Source organism: Paludisphaera mucosa (assembly GCF_029589435.1).
Classification (GTDB): domain Bacteria; phylum Planctomycetota; class Planctomycetia; order Isosphaerales; family Isosphaeraceae; genus Paludisphaera; species Paludisphaera mucosa.
This window is the reverse complement of the sequence record NZ_JARRAG010000002.1, coordinates 1,964,073-1,979,947: the sequence shown is the minus strand read 5'-3', so window position 1 is coordinate 1,979,947 and position 15,875 is coordinate 1,964,073. Positions and strand designations below refer to the sequence as shown.

Genomic DNA, 15,875 nt, shown 5'->3' with positions numbered 1-15,875 from the left:
CGTCTCCTAGAAGCCTCGTTCAGCAGGTATCAGGGAACCTTCCGGTCGGAAGGGCCGGTCGAAGCCGCCCTGCGACCGGCACCGCATGGTTTTGGCTGAATCACTCCTCGCATGGAGACTCGACGAGAATGGACGAGCCCACACCGCAGGACCGGGCGTTTCAAGTGCTCGCGGGATACTGGGGATCGCAGGCCGTGCTGGCCGCGGCGAAATTAGGGATCGCCGACCATCTGGCGGAGCATCCTCGATCGGCCGGTCAGCTGGCCGAGAGCCTGGGCGCGGATGCGCCTTCGCTGGCGCGGCTCCTTCGGGCTCTCGTCGGCCTCGGCGTCTTGCATGCCGACCAGGGTCGCTACGGCCTGACGTCGTTCGGCCAGGTGCTCCGAACGGGCGTCCCGGGCTCGATGAAATCCTTCTTCCTGGGGGTGATGGCCGACGACCATCGCCGGGCCTGGGGCGAGCTGGCCCACAGCGTCAGGACGGGCGAGACGGCCTTCGACCACATCTTCGGCATGCCCTGCTTCGACTATTACGCCCGCCATCCCGAGCTGTCGGCGGACTTCAACGACGCCATGACCGCCGGCTCCGCGGCCGTCGAGTCGGCGGCGACCGAGGCGTACGACTTCACGCGGTTCGGGCGGATCGCCGACGTCGGCGGCGGCAACGGCGGGTTCCTGTCGGCCGTCCTCGCGTCCGCTCCCGAGGCGGAGGGGATCCTCTTCGACACGCCCGCCGGCCTGGCGGGGGCGAAGAACCTGCTGAAATCGCGCGGCGTTTCGGGCCGCTGCGACGTCGTCCCGGGCGACTTCTTCGAGTCGGTCCCCTCGGGCGGGGACCTCTACATGCTGAAGTGGATCCTCCACGACTGGGAGGACCGTCGCGCGGCGGCCATCCTGAGGAACTGCCGCAAGGCGGCGCCCCGGGGCGCTCATGTCTTGCTCGTCGAGGTCGTCCTCCCCGACGGCGACGAGCCGACGATCGGCCACCTCGGCGACCTGAACATGATGGTCATGACCGGGGGCCGCGAGCGCACCGCCGGGGAGTTCCGCTCGATGCTGGAGGCCGCCGGTTTCTCCAACGTCCGGGTCGTCCCGACCCGCTCGCCGTTCGCCCTCGTCGAGGCCGAGGTCGCGGGCTGAGGCCGGCGTCGTGACGAACCCATCCCTCGCCGGACGGGCGCGATTCCTCGGGAGTGTTCCCGCGGCCCGCGACACCTGATAAGCTCCCGGGACGGTCGTGGCGAGGAGAGGGACGGCGCATCGTCCCGTCGCAGGGAGGGCGAGGCATGGACGTGCGACGCGCGGTGGGGTCGGGGATCGTCGTGGGCCTGGGCTGCTTCCTGACCGCCGCCGCCTTCGGGCAGGCCGGGGCGGGGCGGGGCGGGCCCTCGATCCGCTGGGTCGGCCAGGATGGGATGGATTTCGTCGGCCCGCACAACCGGATCGAGCCCAGCGACGTGCAGGACGTCCACCTCGCGATCGCCGGCCTCGACCCCCGCCGCGAGGTGACGTTCGTCGGGCTCCTGGCGATCGGCGGCCCGCGCCAGGAGTGGAACTTCAACGCCGACACGTTCGCGTGGAAGGCCGTGCTCAAGCGCGAGAAGGGATCTCCCCGCGCCGATCTCTACATCGAGCCTCCCGGCGACGGCACGGCGCGCAAATACGACGTGACGATCCGCTACGACGACGGCCGCGAGCACAAGCAGGTCATCCAGGGCCGCAAGATGGACGCCGGCCTGCGCACGGCGGCCGCGGCGATGAAGGTCGCCTGGCTCGGCCAGGACGGACGCGACGCCGTCGGCGCGGGGCCGGGCGTGGGGCCCGACGGGATCCAGGACGTCCGCCTCCGCCTGGCGGGCGTGTCCAAGTCGGCCGGGATCAAGGCCATCCGGATCGACGGGCCCGGCGGGGCCAGGTGGGAGAGCCACGCCAACCCCGAAATGCTCCCCGCCTGCGAGTACCGGGGCGACCCCGCCAAGCCCGGCGAGGGGGATCTCTTCTTCCAACCGGCCCGCGACCTGGCCGCCGGCAAGCCGCTGGCGATCCGCATCCTCTACGCCAACGACACGGGCGACCGCGCGACCGTCGCCGTCGGCCGCTTCGACCCCGCACGCAAGACGCCCGACGTCGCCGCGCCGGCGGTCGCGTTCGTCAAGGCCCAGGCGCGATGGCTCGGGCAGGACGGCCGGGATCCGGGCGGCGCCGGCGACGTCCACGTCGCCCTGACGGGCCTCTCGAACTCGCCGCCGGCCGCCGCGGTGCTCACCGATTCGGTGCGCGGCGCATGGCTCTACCAGCCTCCCGGCGACGACCGCCTGAAGTCCTCGCCCGAGTGGGCCGGGGTCGAAGGGCTGATCGTCAATCCGGGCGCGACGAGCGGGACGCTCGACCTCTTCTTCCCGCCCTATCGCGACGAGGTCGACGCCACGTTCACGCTCCGGTTGATCGCGAAGGACGGCCGATCGACGTTCGTGCGATTCCCCGGCGGCGCGTGCGATCCCGACAGGCGAATCCCCGCCCCCGACGCGACCCGTCGCGAGGCCAAACCGGGCGACGACCTCCAGGCGCTCGTGGAGCAGGGGGGCGTCGTGAGCCTCGCGCCGGGGACGTATCGCCTGGGCCGGACCTTGACGCTGAACAAGCCCGTGGTGCTCAGGGCCGAGCGAGGGGCGACGCTGGTCTTCGCGCAAGCCGCGGGCGAGCCGCCCTGGACGGCGGCGATCAAGATCCACAAGGGGCGGACGACGCTCGAAGGCTTCGCGATCCGCTTCGAGGGGCCGGTCCGCTGGGACGACAAGGTCGGCTACGGGCCGGCGGTGATCGGCACGAGCGACGACCGCGACCCGAACCCGTTCGGCCGCAAGTCGGGCCTCGTCCTCGCGCGTCTCGACGTCGAGGCCCCGGCCGGCGGCGATCCCGGCAAGTGGACCGACGCCCTCCGGGTGATGCGGTTCACCAACGCCGACGGCGGCCGCGTCGAGGGCTGTAAGCTCCTGGGAGGGTCGATCGAGTTCTTCAACGGGCCCTGGCGGTTCGTCGACAACACGTTCCGCGGCGCACCGGCGAAGGCCATGTCGCCGGCCGCGATCGCGGGGCGGTACGTCCACGACCTGCTGATCCGCGGCAACCGCGTGAAGCCGGAGCCCTCGGGCAAGCTCTGGCGGTTCCTCGCCCTGGCGCAGACGGGGCGGAACGTCGTGATCGAGGACAACGTGATCGAGGGCGTCGGCGAGATGGACGGCGACGGCGTGCCCCGCGTCAACGCGCCCGAGGTCATGCTGACCGAGGCGTACCGCGTCGGCTACGAGGGCGCGGCGCGGGCCGTGTCGCCCGACGGCCTGGCGATCCGCATCGGCGAGCGCCAGGGCGAGCCGATCCGCGCCGGGCAGTTCGTGGCGCTCCTGTCCGGCCCGGCCGCGGGGACCTACCGCCGCGTCGCGCAGCCGATCGACGCGACGACGATCCTGCTCGACGCCCCCATCCCCAAGGAGACGGGGCTCGTGTCGATCGTCGACGGCTTCAGCGGGCTGCGGTTCGCGGGCAACACGGTCGACGTCCGCGGCAGTTCGACCTCGTACGGCCTGATCCTGCCGGGCAACCACTTCGGCACGGTGGTCGAGCGGAACCGTTTCTACGGCGGCGCGCAGGGGCTCGCCGCGTCGGCCTGCCCGTCGGAGTCGCCGATCCACTGGGGGTGGTCGCACTGCCCGGCGATGGGGATGGTCGTCCGCGGCAATACGTTCGAGGACGTCCGCGAGAGCCTGTCCCTGGGCGTCTCGCACGACCCCGCGCACATCAAGGCGAACGCGGGCCGCGTGTTCATGTCGGCGATCGTCGAGGACAACGTCGTGCGCTGGACCGAGCCGTTCCTGAGGCGGGTCGCCGCAGGCCGCTCGGACGGCAAGGCCGGCGACCGGCCGCTGCTGGGGATCGTCCTGGGCGAGGGCCATTCGCGCGACGCCCGCGAGCTGCGCGTGACGGCCGCCCGCAACACGCTCGACGCGCCCGCCGGCCGCCGCCCCGGGCCGTCGCTGATCGTCCGCGCGGCCGACCTGAACGGCAAGCCGACGCTCGACCAGACGCTCGAACTCCCCGCCGCCGCCCCGGGCCCGGCCGCCGGCGACCGGGCGGGGGCCCGGCGATGAGGAAACTCGACCCCGAAAGCCGGACGGCTCAGCCGGCCGCGAGCTTGGCGGCGATCTGGGCCGTGTGGCGGCCCTGGAACCGCGCGATGGCCAGCTCGTTCGCGGTCGGCGTGCGCTCGCCGCGGGGGCCGGCGATGGTCGAGGCCCCGTAGGGGGTGCCGCCGGAGATCTCGTCCAGGTTCAGCAGCTCCTTCGCCGAGTAGGGGACGCCGACGACCACCATCCCCTGGTGATACAAGAACGTGTGCATGCCGACGATCGTCGTCTCCTGGCCGCCGTGCTGGCTGGCGGTCGAGGTGAAGGCCCCGCCGACCTTGCCGATCAGCGCCCCCTTGCCCCAGAGTCCGCCGGTGGAGTCGAGGAACGCCTGCATCGAGGCCGCGGCGGCCCCGTAGCGCGTCGGCGAGCCCAGGATGATCGCGTCGGCGTCGGCCAGGGCGTGGGGGTCGGCGGTGGGGACGTGGGCGAACGACTTCTTGGCCTCGACGGCCCCCATCTTCTCCAGGACGTCGGCCGGCAGGATGTCGGGCACCTGCGCGAGCGTCACCTCGGCCCCCGCCTCCTTCGCCCCCTCGGCCACGGCCTGGGCGAGCTGATAGACGTGCGTGTAAAGGCTGTAGAAGACGACCTGCACCTTGACCGCCATGCGAAGCTCCTAGCGATGGCCCGAGACGCGACCCCGACCGCCGGGGGGTTCATCCGCGACGCCCCTAAGACTAGACTTTCGGTATCCGTTGGCAAGTAGGCACCGATCGGATACCAACCCCATGACGCCGACGACCCCGCCCCGCCCGACCCCGGCCGAGCAGACCGCGCCCTCGGGGGAGGCCGCCGCGCCGACGGCCTGTCCCGCGGCCTTCGCGATGGAGCTGGTCGCCCACAAGTGGACGATCCACATCCTGTTCGCGCTGCACAGGGCCGACGCCCCGATCCGCTTCCGCAAGCTCCAGCGCGAGACGGCCCCGATCACGCAGAAGGAGCTGACCAAACGCCTCCGCGAGCTGGAGCGCTCGGGCCTGGTCGCCCGCCGCATTTTCGCCGAGGTTCCCCCGCGCGTCGAATACAGGCTGACGGACCTCGGCCGGACCCTCATGCCGGCCCTCGTCGGCCTGCACCGGTGGGCCGAACAGCACGGCGGCGAGGTCGTCGACCACTGGCGACGCGCCGAGCGCGAGTCGGGCTGAGAGAGTGTTCCTGAAGGCCGTAGAGCGGTCCCGTTCCCACGCCTTCCCCCCTCGCGGGGGAAGGCAGCCCCCGCAGGGGTCCGATGAGGGGGAGGCCGCGCGAGCCCCCGTTGGAACCCACCGGCAGGCCGGACGTTACGGCGACGGTCGCCGTGCTCGTCTCCCCCTCATCCGGCCCTTCGGGCTACCTTCCTCCAGAGGGGGGGCAGGCCGTCGTCCGGGGACCCGGCCGACCCCTGGGAACAGCCCCTGAGCGAAACGCCGGCGCGAAATCGGTCCCCATCCGCGCATCGTGGACCACAATGACGGTAAGGGACGGTGCGCCCGGCTTGGTCGTTTCTCAGGAGGGCAGGGCATCGGGGGAACTGCGAAAACAAAAAAAATTCCCGCCAACGAAGCCAATCCGAACTCTTACCAAGCCTTTATAAGACAACATCTTGCGTCGAAATCGCGATCACCCGCGGGAGACGAACGGACCCGAATCGAAGCCGTCGCCGGATCTCCGAGTTCGAGGCTGCTGCTACACCGAGTGACGAGGCCGAGGACGGATCCCTCGATCCTTGCCCCGGCCGGGCCGACGCGCTAGACTCGGGGCCGCCGCCACTCCGCCTCTCTCGGCCTCGAACGGGGACGCATCGACGATGACGCGATCGACCAGGGCATTTGCAGGGATCTGGGTCATGGGGCTCTTCGCCGCGTCCGCGACGGCCGCGCCGCCGGGGCTGGTGAAGCGGGAGATCTTCGGGCAGGAGCCGAAGCACAACCACGCGTCATGCGTGATCGAAACGCCCCGCGGCGACCTGCTCGCGGCCTGGTACTCCGGCAGCGGCGAGCGGACGTCGGACGACGTCGTGATCAAGGCGGCCTGGCTGGCGAAGGGCGCCGACGCGTGGTCGCCCCAGTTCCAGGCGGCCGACACGCCGGGCTACCCCGACTGCAACCCCGCCCTGTTCGCGGCGCCCGACGGCCGGGTCTGGATGTTCTGGCCGACGATCCTCGACCACCGCTGGGAGGGCGCCCTGCTCAAGTACGCCGTCGCCGACCCCTCGCAGGGCGCGCCGGGGCCGATCCGCTGGGAAGCGTCGAACGTCCTGCACATCACGCCCGACGCCGGCCGATTCGCCAGGACCGTGGCCGACTCGGTCGCCAAGCTGACCGACGAGCAGCGGTCGAAGTACGCGAAGGAACTGGAGACGTTCTCGAAGCGGTCGACGGACCTTTTGTATCAGCGGCTGGGCTGGATGCCGCGCGTCCGCGCGGTCGCCCTCCCCTCGGGGCGCTGGCTGCTGCCGCTGTACTGCGACACCTTCTCGCTCTCGCTGATGGCGATCAGCGACGATCAGGGGAAGACCTGGAAGGCCGGCGAGGTGACCGACGGCTTCGGCGCGATCCAGCCCAGCATCGTCCGCAAGAACGACGGCACGCTCGTCGCCTACTTCCGCGACAACGGCCCGCACCAGAAGATCCGCATGTCGACGTCCCCCGACGAGGGCGTCACCTGGACCGAGGTCGCCGACACGGCCCTGCCGAACCCCGGCGCGGGGATCGAGGCCACCCGCCTGGCGAGCGGGGCCTGGGCCATGGTCTACAACGACCTCCCCAAGGGCCGCCACTCGCTGGCCGTGTCGCTCTCCGACGACGAGGGCGCCACCTGGCCCATCACCCGTCACGTGGAGCTGGACGAGCCCCGCGCGTCGTTCCACTACCCCTCGATGATGCAGGCCCGCGACGGCGCGATCCACCTCACCTACACGTACAACCTCGGCAAGGCCTCGGGCGCCGACCGCAAGAGCACGATCATGCACGCCACATTCCCCGAGGAGTGGGTCCGCCACGGCGACTGAAACGCCCGGGCCCCGATCACGCCCGAGGCAGGCGGCGCAAAGGGATCCGGAACGTCGGTCGTCGGACCGCGACCGAGACAGGCGCGGCCGCCGGGGCCGGCTACAACGGGGCGGGACTCCTCGTGACCGGACGTCGGTTGAGCCCGTAGAAGAAGTTGATGCGGCCCTTCGGGCCTTTTCCCGGGTTCTGATCGGTCCCGCCGCCACCACCGCCATCGGTTGGAGGCGCGACGACGTTCAGCCGCGCCAGGGCGAAGCTCCCCAGGGCCACCGAGGGGGACGGCACCGAGTCACCCGCCAGGACGATCCTGCCGTCCGACTGAATGGCCATGGCGTAGGCGTGGTCGGAGCGGGGGTCGCCGGCGCTGAAGTCGACGTTGGTCCGGCCGCCCGATCCGAAGGTCATATCGAGCGGCCCCCCGGAGTTGAGCCGAGCCACCACGAAATCGTCGACCGTGCTAAAGGACGACCCGGCGGTCGTGGCGGCCGAACCGGCGACGATGATGCGACCGAGGCTGTCGACGGCGACCGCATAGGCGTGGCTCGCCCCGACGAACGAGACCGTGGCCTGACCGTCCGTATCGAACGTGGCGTCGGGGCTGCCGTCGGGATTGAGCCGGGCGACGCCGAACTGCCACCCGCCGCCCTTATCGAAGTCGACGCGCCGCCGGGCGATCCCCGGCGTGGTCGATTTCCAGGGCATCGGCCGGGGCGGGTCGGGGCCGTGTTCAAGGCCCTCGCCTCCGGCCTCCCGCCGCCGCTGCTCGCGGTCATCGCCGCCTGACCGCTCCAGCCGTCCCAGGGCGAGGACGAAGACGATGCGACGCAATCCTTGGTCGGAGCGATTCTGGAGCTGGCTCGGGCGTCTCGCGACCACTCGATCCGGCAGGCGTCGATCGCCGAAGCCGAGGGCCGGATCCGAGACGGCATCGGCCGCTTGGAGTGGCTCAGGTCGGCAAGTGAGGACGGCCTCACCTTTCGCAACGAAGCGAGCGTCTGGGGACGTTGCGCCCGCCTGCTGAAGATCGAACGCGAGCGAGCGTCCGTCGACACGGACTCGACGGTGTTCGGTCCCAGGCTGACCGAGGGGCTCGCGGCCGAGTCTCGCGACGGACGACACCCGATCGACGGCGGCCGGCTGCTTTCGTTCCGCGAGCGTTTGCTCTCTGAAAACAGGTGGCTGACCCTTCCCTGCGTCGACGCCGGGAAGGATGAAGCGGCCCGCCGCAACCTCCTGGTCGAAGCGACGTTGGCCTTCGAAGAGGGCTTGCGTGAACTAGAGAAGAACCAGCCCGTGGCGTCCCGAGTACGACTCGCCGACGCCCTCGTCCTCTCCGCCCGGGCCCATCGCCTCGGCGGCGATCGGCTGCGTAGCCTGCAACTCTGCGAACAGGCCCGCGAGACGCTCGGGGCGACCCCGGAATGGGGGCCGCCCGCCCATCGCCTGCTTGCCCTGAGCGAGTCCTGGACCGAGACCGTGAAGGCGCTCAGGAACCACGCCGAGCGTCCGCGAACCCGCGAGGCGATGATCCATGCCATCGACGCCTCGAAGGGCCTCCACGCCGCCGCGCCCGACGACATCGGCTGTCGGAGGATCCTCGACAGGGCGTTCGAACGCCTCGGCGATTTCGAGCGCGAGGGGGGCGACCACGACTCCGCCGAGGCCGCCATGGCCCGCCGCCGGCCGCTTTGGGCCCCGAGGACGGCCGAGGCCGTCATCATCGACGACGACCTCCGAGAGATCGCCGAGGCGCGGAAAGGGCGGACGGGTCGAGACGCCGTCGCCGCATCGCGGTAGACTGGCGTTTCTTCGAGACGAGCCCGGCCCCTCTCCCCGCCGCCGAACCCCGGATCGTTCGGGCGCGCGCCGGTCGAACTTCCGGCCCCAACAGCCCGCGAGGGGACGCCGCCGTGAGCATCGCCGCCGCACCCGCACCGAAACTCCGCGACCGCGACAGGTACGAATGGGCCCGGACGGGCGACGTCAACGCCTTCTTCGGGCTGATGATCGACAACATCGGCGACATGATCCTGATGACCAGCCTGCTGGTCGTCGCCTTCGGCTTCCCGCGCGATTTCATCCTCACGCGGATGATCCCCGGGACGGCCGTCGGCGTGCTGGTCGGCGACCTGATCTTCACGGTCATGGCCTTCGCGCTGGCGCGGCGGACGGGTCGGTCGGACGTCACGGCGATGCCGCTGGGGCTGGACACGCCCAGCACGTTCGGCTCGGTCTTCCTGATCCTGGGCCCGGCGTTCGTCGCCGCCAAGGGGAGGGGGCTCGACGCCGCGGCGGCGGCCGAGCACGCCTGGTTCCTGGGGATCGCCATGCTGCTGGCGTCGGGGCTGTTCAAGCTGGCCTGCGCCCCGTTCTGCGGCTGGATCCGCCGCGTCGTCCCCCGGGCCGGGCTGCTGGGCTCGCTCTCGGCGATCGCGCTGGTGCTGATCAGCTTCCTCCCGCTGCTGGACGTCGCGGCCCAGCCGGTGGCCGGCTTCGCGGCCCTGATCGTGGTCCTGGCGACGCTCTCCGCCCGATGGAAGCTCCCCGACCGCGCCCCGGGGATGGTCTGCGCGGTGGGCGTCGGGTGCGCGATCTACTACGGGATGTACCTGGCGGACCTGGGGCCGGGGGCCGAGGGGGGCCGGCCCGAGAGCTGGCTGCGGTTCTCGCTCCCCTTCCCGATGGCCGGCTGGTGGGCCTGGTTCCAGCTCCACTGGCGCGAGGCGGCGGGCTACCTGCCGGTGGCGATCCCGCTGGCCCTGGCGACGATCATCGGCGGCGTCGACTGCACCGAGAGCGCGGCGGCCGTCGGCGACGAGTACCCGACCGGCCTGATCGTCGCGGCCGAAGGCCTGGCGACGCTCGTCGGCGGCGGGCTCGGCGGGGTGATCCAGTCGACGCCCTACATCGGCCACCCGGCGTACAAGGCCATGGGCGCCCGCGCGGCGTACACCCTGGCGACGGCGGTCTTCATCGGGGCCGTCGGCGTGCTGGGCTGCTTCGACTGGATCTTCTTCCTGCTCCCCAAGGCGGTCGTCTTCCCGATCCTCATCTTCATCGGCCTGGAGATCACCGCGCAGTCGTTCCAGGCCACGCCGTTCCGCCACTTCCCGGCCGTCGCCTTCGCGTGCGTGCCGGCGCTGGCGTACCTGGCGCTGCTGGCGGTGAACCAGGTCCTGCCGCTGGTCGACAGGCCGTTCGACCAACTGCCGTCGAACGTCCAGCACTGGATCGGCTCGGTCACCACGCTCTCGGGCGGCTTCATCGTCACGAGCCTGCTCTGGGGCTCGGGCCTGGCGACCCTGATCGACGGCCGGGTCCGCGCCACGGTCGCCGTGCTGCTGCTGGCGGCGGCCTTCGCCTGGTTCGGCGTGATCCACTCGCCCCTGCCCTCGGGAGCCGTGATGCCGCCGGCCGCCGTCGTCGCCGAGCTGAAGGCCCTGGGCCGGGCCGAGGCCTCGGCGCACCAGACGCCCTATTACTGGTCCGCCGCGTACCTGGCGATGGCGGCCGCCGTCCTGGTCCTCGCCCGCTTCGCCGAGATGCCCGAGATCGAGCCCGACCCCCACGTTGCGCCGACGAAGGCCGTTTGAAAACCTCGTCGGCCGCCCCGAAAAGTCGGCCCGACCGCCACGAAGACCCGTAGCCTTGTGCTGCCGCGAGATTGTCTACTATGATGATCGAAATTTCGCGGGTGGCGGTGTGAATCGAGCGACGCGTCGCAGCCGATCTTCTCGGGGTATCGGGATCGCAGTGCGGGGCGTCGAAGGGGACGTGATATGAAAGCCGGGGAGCAGGTCAGGTCGCACGGACGGATCTACGACGACATCACCCAGACCATCGGCGGCACGCCGCTGGTGCGGCTGCGTCGGGTCGTCGACGGCGCGAAGGCCACCGTGGTCGCCAAGCTCGAGAACTTCAACCCGCTCTGGTCGGTCAAGGACCGGATCGGGGTCGCGATGATCGACGCGGCCGAGTCCGAGGGCCTGATCGACCCCGACACCGTGATCGTCGAGCCGACCAGCGGCAACACCGGCATCGCCCTGGCGTTCACCTGCGCGTCGCGGGGCTACCGCCTGATGGTGACGATGCCCGAGAGCATGAGCCTGGAGCGGCGGCGGCTGATCAAGGCGTTCGGGGCCGAGATCGTGCTGACCCCGGCCTCCGAGGGGATGCCCGGCGCCGTCCGGAAGGCCGAGGAATTGCTCAAGAGCCTCCCCAAGGCCTTCATGCCCCAGCAGTTCAAGAACCCCGCCAACCCGGAGATCCACCGCCGCACCACCGCCCAGGAGATCTGGCAGGACACCGAGGGCGCCGTCGACGTCTTCGTGGCCGGCGTGGGGACGGGCGGCACGGTCACGGGCGTCGGCCAGGTGCTCAAGAAGCTGAAGCCGAGCGTGAAGATCATCGGCGTCGAGCCGGCCAACTCGCCGGTCATCAGCCAGTTCCGCCGGCACGACCCGCTGCGGCCCAGCCAGCACAAGATCCAGGGGATCGGCGCCGGGTTCATCCCCGACGTGCTCGACGTGGGGATCCTCGACGACGTCATCGGCGTCCGCGACGAGGACGCCTTCGAGACCACCCGGCGGCTCGCCCGCGAGGAGGGGATGCTCTGCGGCATCTCGTGCGGGGCGGCGGCGTTCGGGGCGGTCGCGCTGGCCAAGAAGCCCGAGTACGCCGGCAAGCTGATCGTCGTCCTCCTGCCCGACCTCGGCGAGCGCTACCTGTCGACGCCGCTCTTCCCCGAGGCCTGAGCCCGTGGCCCGACCGCCGTTCGACCCCGAGGGCTTCGCCGGCCCGCTGGCGATCCCCGCGGAGGTCGTCGCGGCGATGGTCGACCATTGCCTCCGCGAGTCGCCCCGGGAGTGCTGCGGCCTGCTCGGGGGCGTACCGCCGCGGGTCTCCTCGTTCCACCCCCTGCGCAACGCGGCCGGGTCGGCCGAGACCCGCTACGACGCCGACCCCCGCGACCTGATCGAGGCCGTCGTCGACCTCCGCCGCCGCGACGCCGAGATCCTGGCCATCTACCACTCCCACCCCCGCTGGGAGGCGATCCCCAGCCGGACCGACCTGGACGAGAACCACTACGGGGCCGTCCCCCGCATCATCGTCTCGCTGCTGAACGACCCGCCCGACGTCCGCGCCTGGCGGCTCGGCCGCGACGACTTCCGGGAGATCCCCTGGGTGATCGCCGACGGGACGTTGCACGACCCGCCGGCCGGCGAATAAACTACCTCCCAGCCGTTTCGGTGACCGATCGGCCCGATGCACACCCTCTTGTCCCCCCCCATGAAACGGCGCACGCCGCGCCGCGAGCTTCCTCTCATGCAGAAGACCCTGATCATCTTCAAGCCGGACGCCGTCCAGCGCCGCCTGGTGGGCGAGATCCTCGCCCGGTTCGAGTCCAAGGGGCTGCGGGTCGCCGCCCTGAAACTGCTGCAGGTCGGCCGAGCCCTGGGCGAGAAGCATTACGCCGAGCACGCCGGCAAGCCCTTCTTCGAGGGCCTGATCGACTTCATCACCGGCGGACCGGTCGTGGTCGGCGTGCTCGAGGGGAACGAGGCCGTCGCCGTCGTGCGCTCCATGCTGGGCGCGACCAACGGCACGGCCGCCGCCCCGGGCACCATCCGCGGCGACTTCTCCAGCAGCAAGCAGAACAACCTGATCCACGGCAGCGACAGCCCCGAATCGGCCGCTCGCGAGATGGCCCTCTGGTTCAAGCCCGAGGAGGTCGTGGAGTACGCGATCGCCGGCTCGCAGTGGGTCTTCGACGGGGCCTGAGCGGACGCCCGCCGATGGCCTCGCGAGCCCGCAAGAGCGACGTCCTGGCGAACCCGTTCCACCTGGTCCTGCTGGCCCTGGCGGTCGCCTTCGTGCTGACGGCCCTGGCCTACCTGGCGAGCGGATTCGCCCTGGACGAGTCGAGGCCCGTCGCCCCTTCCGAGGCGTCGCGCCGGGCCGCCCGCTGGATCGACCGCAACGGCCCCCGGCTGCTGGCCGCCGAGCTGATCCTCATGCTCCCCGCCGCCGCCCTGCTGATCGCCTTCGACCGCCGGCTCGACCGTGCGAAACGCCGGCGACGGAGAGGGTGAGGGTGAGGGGGCGGAGGAGCTCGGGCCGCCTCGAAGCGCGACGACCCTCATCCGGCCCTTCGGGCCACCTTCTCCCGGGGGAGAAGGGCTGAGAATCGAGAACCCCATCCAACCTGGAGACGACACCATGCGCGTCCTGAACTCCCTCGCCCTCGCGGCGGCGATCGGCCTCGGCCTCGGCCTCTCGGGATGCGGCGGATCGCCCGAGGTCGGCGACGCCGTCGTGGTGCCTCCGGCGTCGACGCCCGCGCCGACGCCGCCCGCCGAGAAGCCGGCGGAGACGCCCGTCGACAAGGTCGACCCGTCGGTCGCGCCCGGCGACCCGCCGAAGACGGCCCCGGAGCCCGCCAAGCCGAAGGCCGAATGACCGGCGGGAGGCCGCCGGCCTCTCGGTTTTCGGGGGTGGCGTCTCAACACGGCCGGGCCGTCCTGGTATCGTGAGGGGACGGCGACCTCCGATCTTGACGCCTCGCGCGGCGCGGTCGGACCGAGGCGGTTTCCACGGCCCGGTCGCTCACACCCGAATCAACCCGCCCGCGGATCGCAGTGAACACCCACCATCCCCCGGAGGATCCCGCCATGTCCCGTTCCGCGCGTCTCGTCCACGCCTTCGCCCTCGCCGCCGCGACGGCGGCCCTGGCCGTCGCCCCGGCCGTCGCCCAGGAGCCCGGCTCGATCAAGGGTAAGGTCGTGTGGGCCGGCAGCACCGTCCCGGCCGCCAAGGTGCTCGTCGAGAAGGGCAAGGCGACGAAGGACCTGGAGGTCTGCGGCGTCAACGGCCCGATCGTCTCGCAGGAGTTGCAGATCGACCCCGAATCCAAGGGCGTCGCCGGCGCCCTGGTGTATCTCGTCAAGCCGACGGGGACCAACCCCGACGCCGTCAAGGCCCTTCTGAAGGCCCACCCCAAGGCCGTCCTCGACCAGAAGGACTGCGAGTTCGTCCCCTATATCCAGGGGATCTACAAGGAGCAGCCGCTGGTCATCAAGTCGAGCGACCCGGTCAACCACAACGTCCGCTACAACGGCTTCAGCAACGCCTCGCTGAACCAGATGCTGGGCGTCGGCGGGACCATGGAAGTCAAGCTCGAGGCCGAGCGCCGGCCGCTGATGGTCGCCTGCGACATCCACCCCTGGATGAAGTCGTACATCGCCGTCTTCGACCATCCGTACTTCGCCGTGACCGGCAAGGACGGCTCGTTCGAGCTGAAGGGCGTCCCCGCGGGGGCCCAGAACCTCGTCGTCTGGCAGGAGAAGGCCGGCTGGATCAACGAGGGCAAGGCCAAGGGCGCCCCGGTCGCCGTCAAGGCGGGCGCCGCGACCGACGTCGGCTCGATCAAGCTGGAACCGAACCAGATCAAGTGACCCGCGAAGCGGACCGGATCGGTCGAGCCCCGGTCCGGCCCGGGGAGGGAGCGGTGGAATCGCGGAGCGTCGAGACTCCCGGCCCCGTCTCCCCCCTCGATCGCGCCGCCGGCTATCCCGAGCTGCGCTACATGGGGTCGAAGCATCGGCTCCTGCCCTGGATCCACGAGGTGCTCGACGGCCTGCCGTTCGAGACGGCCGCGGATCCGTTCGTCGGCGGCGGCTGCGTCGCCTACCTGCTCAAGGCGATGGGCAAGGCCGTGGCGGCCTCCGACTTCCTGAACTTCCCCGCCGTGCTCGCCGAGGCGACCCTCGCCAACGACGGCGACCGCATCGACGACCGGGCCCTGTCGCGTCTGCTGGCGCGTCGCTGCGACGGCCCCAATTTCATCGAGACGACCTTCGCCGGCGTCTTCTTCACGCCCCCCGACCTGCAATTCCTGGATCGGGTCTGCGGCAACATCGACGAGCTGGAGAATCCCCGCCTGCGGTCCCTGGCCCGCGCGGCGTTGATTCGATCGTGCCTGAAAAAGCAGCCTCGGGGAGTGTTCACCCTGTCGGGCGACCTCTCGCGCTATGACGACGGCCGCCGCGACCTGCGGCTCTCGATCGAGGAGCATTTCCGCGAGCAGGTGGGCGTCTTCAACGGGCTCGTGTTCGACAACGGCGTTCGCCACTCGGCGCGACGGGCCGACGTTTTCGATCCGGATCCGCGGGGAGTCGACCTCGTCTATCTCGACCCCCCGTACGTCCCCCGCTCCGACGACAACTGCTACATGAAACGCTACCACTTCCTGGAGGGGCTCTCCTGCTACTGGAGGGGCGTCCAGATCATGGAAGAAACGCGTGTGAAGAAGATCGCCAAGCCGCACACGCCGTTCAGCTATCGCCGAAGCGCCGTCGAGGCCTTCGACCGGCTCTTCCGCACGTACCGCAACGCGATCATCGTCCTGTCCTACAGCTCGAACGGCTATCCCGACCTGGAGCAGCTCGAGGGCCTGCTGCGCCGCCACAAGTCGGAAGTCGCGATCCACAAGAAGCCCCACCGTTACCACTTCGGCACCCACGGGAAGGTCGAGCGGGCGCTCGTGGAGGAGTATCTCCTCGTGGGCAGATGAGTTTCGGCCGGTCGTGTGGCGAAGCATGGGTGTACGCCACATGTCGATGCCATGATGCACAACGGCGCGGCATGGAAGGGCCGGATCGGTATCGATCGTCGCTCTGTTAAGAAAGGCGAGGCTTGATCCC

15 protein-coding genes are annotated in these 15,875 nt (G+C 70.9%); 13 read left to right on the top strand and 2 right to left on the bottom strand.

Translation table 11 applies throughout. The features are described 5' to 3' along the window. Positions 1-128: 128 nt before the first annotated feature. Both PZE19_RS17345 and PZE19_RS17340 read left to right on the top strand, forming a co-directional pair. Positions 129-1,139 (top strand): methyltransferase, encoded by a 1,011-nt coding sequence (locus PZE19_RS17345; RefSeq protein WP_277861886.1) that lies wholly within the window; start codon positions 129-131, stop codon positions 1,137-1,139. 146 nt (positions 1,140-1,285) lie between these two features. Continuing rightward, entirely contained in the window at positions 1,286-4,144 is a 2,859-nt protein-coding gene (locus PZE19_RS17340; protein ID WP_277861885.1) for a hypothetical protein, read from the top strand. Positions 4,145-4,172: 28 nt separating this feature from the next. Here the strand turns inward: PZE19_RS17340 and wrbA are convergent, their stop codons facing one another. Further along, on the bottom strand, positions 4,173-4,790 hold the full coding sequence (wrbA, locus tag PZE19_RS17335) for an NAD(P)H:quinone oxidoreductase (RefSeq protein WP_277861884.1): 618 nt from the start codon (positions 4,788-4,790) through the stop codon (positions 4,173-4,175). Between the two features lie 121 nt (positions 4,791-4,911). Between wrbA and PZE19_RS17330 the strand changes: the two genes are divergently transcribed. Both PZE19_RS17330 and PZE19_RS17325 read left to right on the top strand, forming a co-directional pair. Continuing rightward, positions 4,912-5,328 (top strand): winged helix-turn-helix transcriptional regulator, encoded by a 417-nt coding sequence (locus tag PZE19_RS17330; protein WP_277861883.1) that lies wholly within the window; start codon positions 4,912-4,914, stop codon positions 5,326-5,328. Between the two features lie 641 nt (positions 5,329-5,969). Further along, complete coding sequence (locus PZE19_RS17325) at positions 5,970-7,172, top strand: sialidase family protein (protein ID WP_277861882.1); 1,203 nt, start codon at positions 5,970-5,972, stop codon at positions 7,170-7,172. A 100-nt stretch (positions 7,173-7,272) separates the two neighbouring features. Here PZE19_RS17325 and PZE19_RS17320 read toward each other — a convergent pair whose 3' ends face one another. After that, complete coding sequence (locus PZE19_RS17320) at positions 7,273-8,001, bottom strand: NHL repeat-containing protein (protein WP_277861881.1); 729 nt, start codon at positions 7,999-8,001, stop codon at positions 7,273-7,275. Positions 8,002-8,004: 3 nt separating this feature from the next. Between PZE19_RS17320 and PZE19_RS17315 the strand changes: the two genes are divergently transcribed. From PZE19_RS17315 to PZE19_RS17275, 9 genes are all read left to right on the top strand, one after another. Next, positions 8,005-8,970 (top strand): hypothetical protein, encoded by a 966-nt coding sequence (locus PZE19_RS17315; RefSeq protein ID WP_277861880.1) that lies wholly within the window; start codon positions 8,005-8,007, stop codon positions 8,968-8,970. Positions 8,971-9,083: 113 nt separating this feature from the next. After that, complete coding sequence (locus tag PZE19_RS17310; RefSeq protein ID WP_277861879.1) at positions 9,084-10,766, top strand: permease; 1,683 nt, start codon at positions 9,084-9,086, stop codon at positions 10,764-10,766. Between the two features lie 186 nt (positions 10,767-10,952). Continuing rightward, positions 10,953-11,927: a cysteine synthase A gene (gene cysK, locus PZE19_RS17305; RefSeq protein WP_277861878.1), complete on the top strand. Its 975-nt coding sequence runs from the start codon at positions 10,953-10,955 to the stop codon at positions 11,925-11,927. A 4-nt stretch (positions 11,928-11,931) separates the two neighbouring features. Then, on the top strand, positions 11,932-12,402 hold the full coding sequence (locus PZE19_RS17300) for a M67 family metallopeptidase (protein WP_277861877.1): 471 nt from the start codon (positions 11,932-11,934) through the stop codon (positions 12,400-12,402). 96 nt (positions 12,403-12,498) lie between these two features. Further along, on the top strand, positions 12,499-12,954 hold the full coding sequence (ndk, locus tag PZE19_RS17295; protein WP_277861876.1) for a nucleoside-diphosphate kinase: 456 nt from the start codon (positions 12,499-12,501) through the stop codon (positions 12,952-12,954). Between the two features lie 14 nt (positions 12,955-12,968). Next, complete coding sequence (locus tag PZE19_RS17290; protein ID WP_277861875.1) at positions 12,969-13,265, top strand: hypothetical protein; 297 nt, start codon at positions 12,969-12,971, stop codon at positions 13,263-13,265. A 127-nt stretch (positions 13,266-13,392) separates the two neighbouring features. Beyond that, a complete protein-coding gene (locus PZE19_RS17285) occupies positions 13,393-13,632 on the top strand; it encodes a hypothetical protein (RefSeq protein ID WP_277861874.1) in 240 nt (79 codons plus the stop codon). A 212-nt stretch (positions 13,633-13,844) separates the two neighbouring features. Continuing rightward, a complete protein-coding gene (locus tag PZE19_RS17280) occupies positions 13,845-14,627 on the top strand; it encodes a cupredoxin domain-containing protein (protein WP_277861873.1) in 783 nt (260 codons plus the stop codon). Between the two features lie 53 nt (positions 14,628-14,680). Further along, a complete protein-coding gene (locus PZE19_RS17275) occupies positions 14,681-15,745 on the top strand; it encodes a DNA adenine methylase (RefSeq protein WP_277861872.1) in 1,065 nt (354 codons plus the stop codon). The last annotated feature ends 130 nt before the right edge of the window (positions 15,746-15,875 follow it).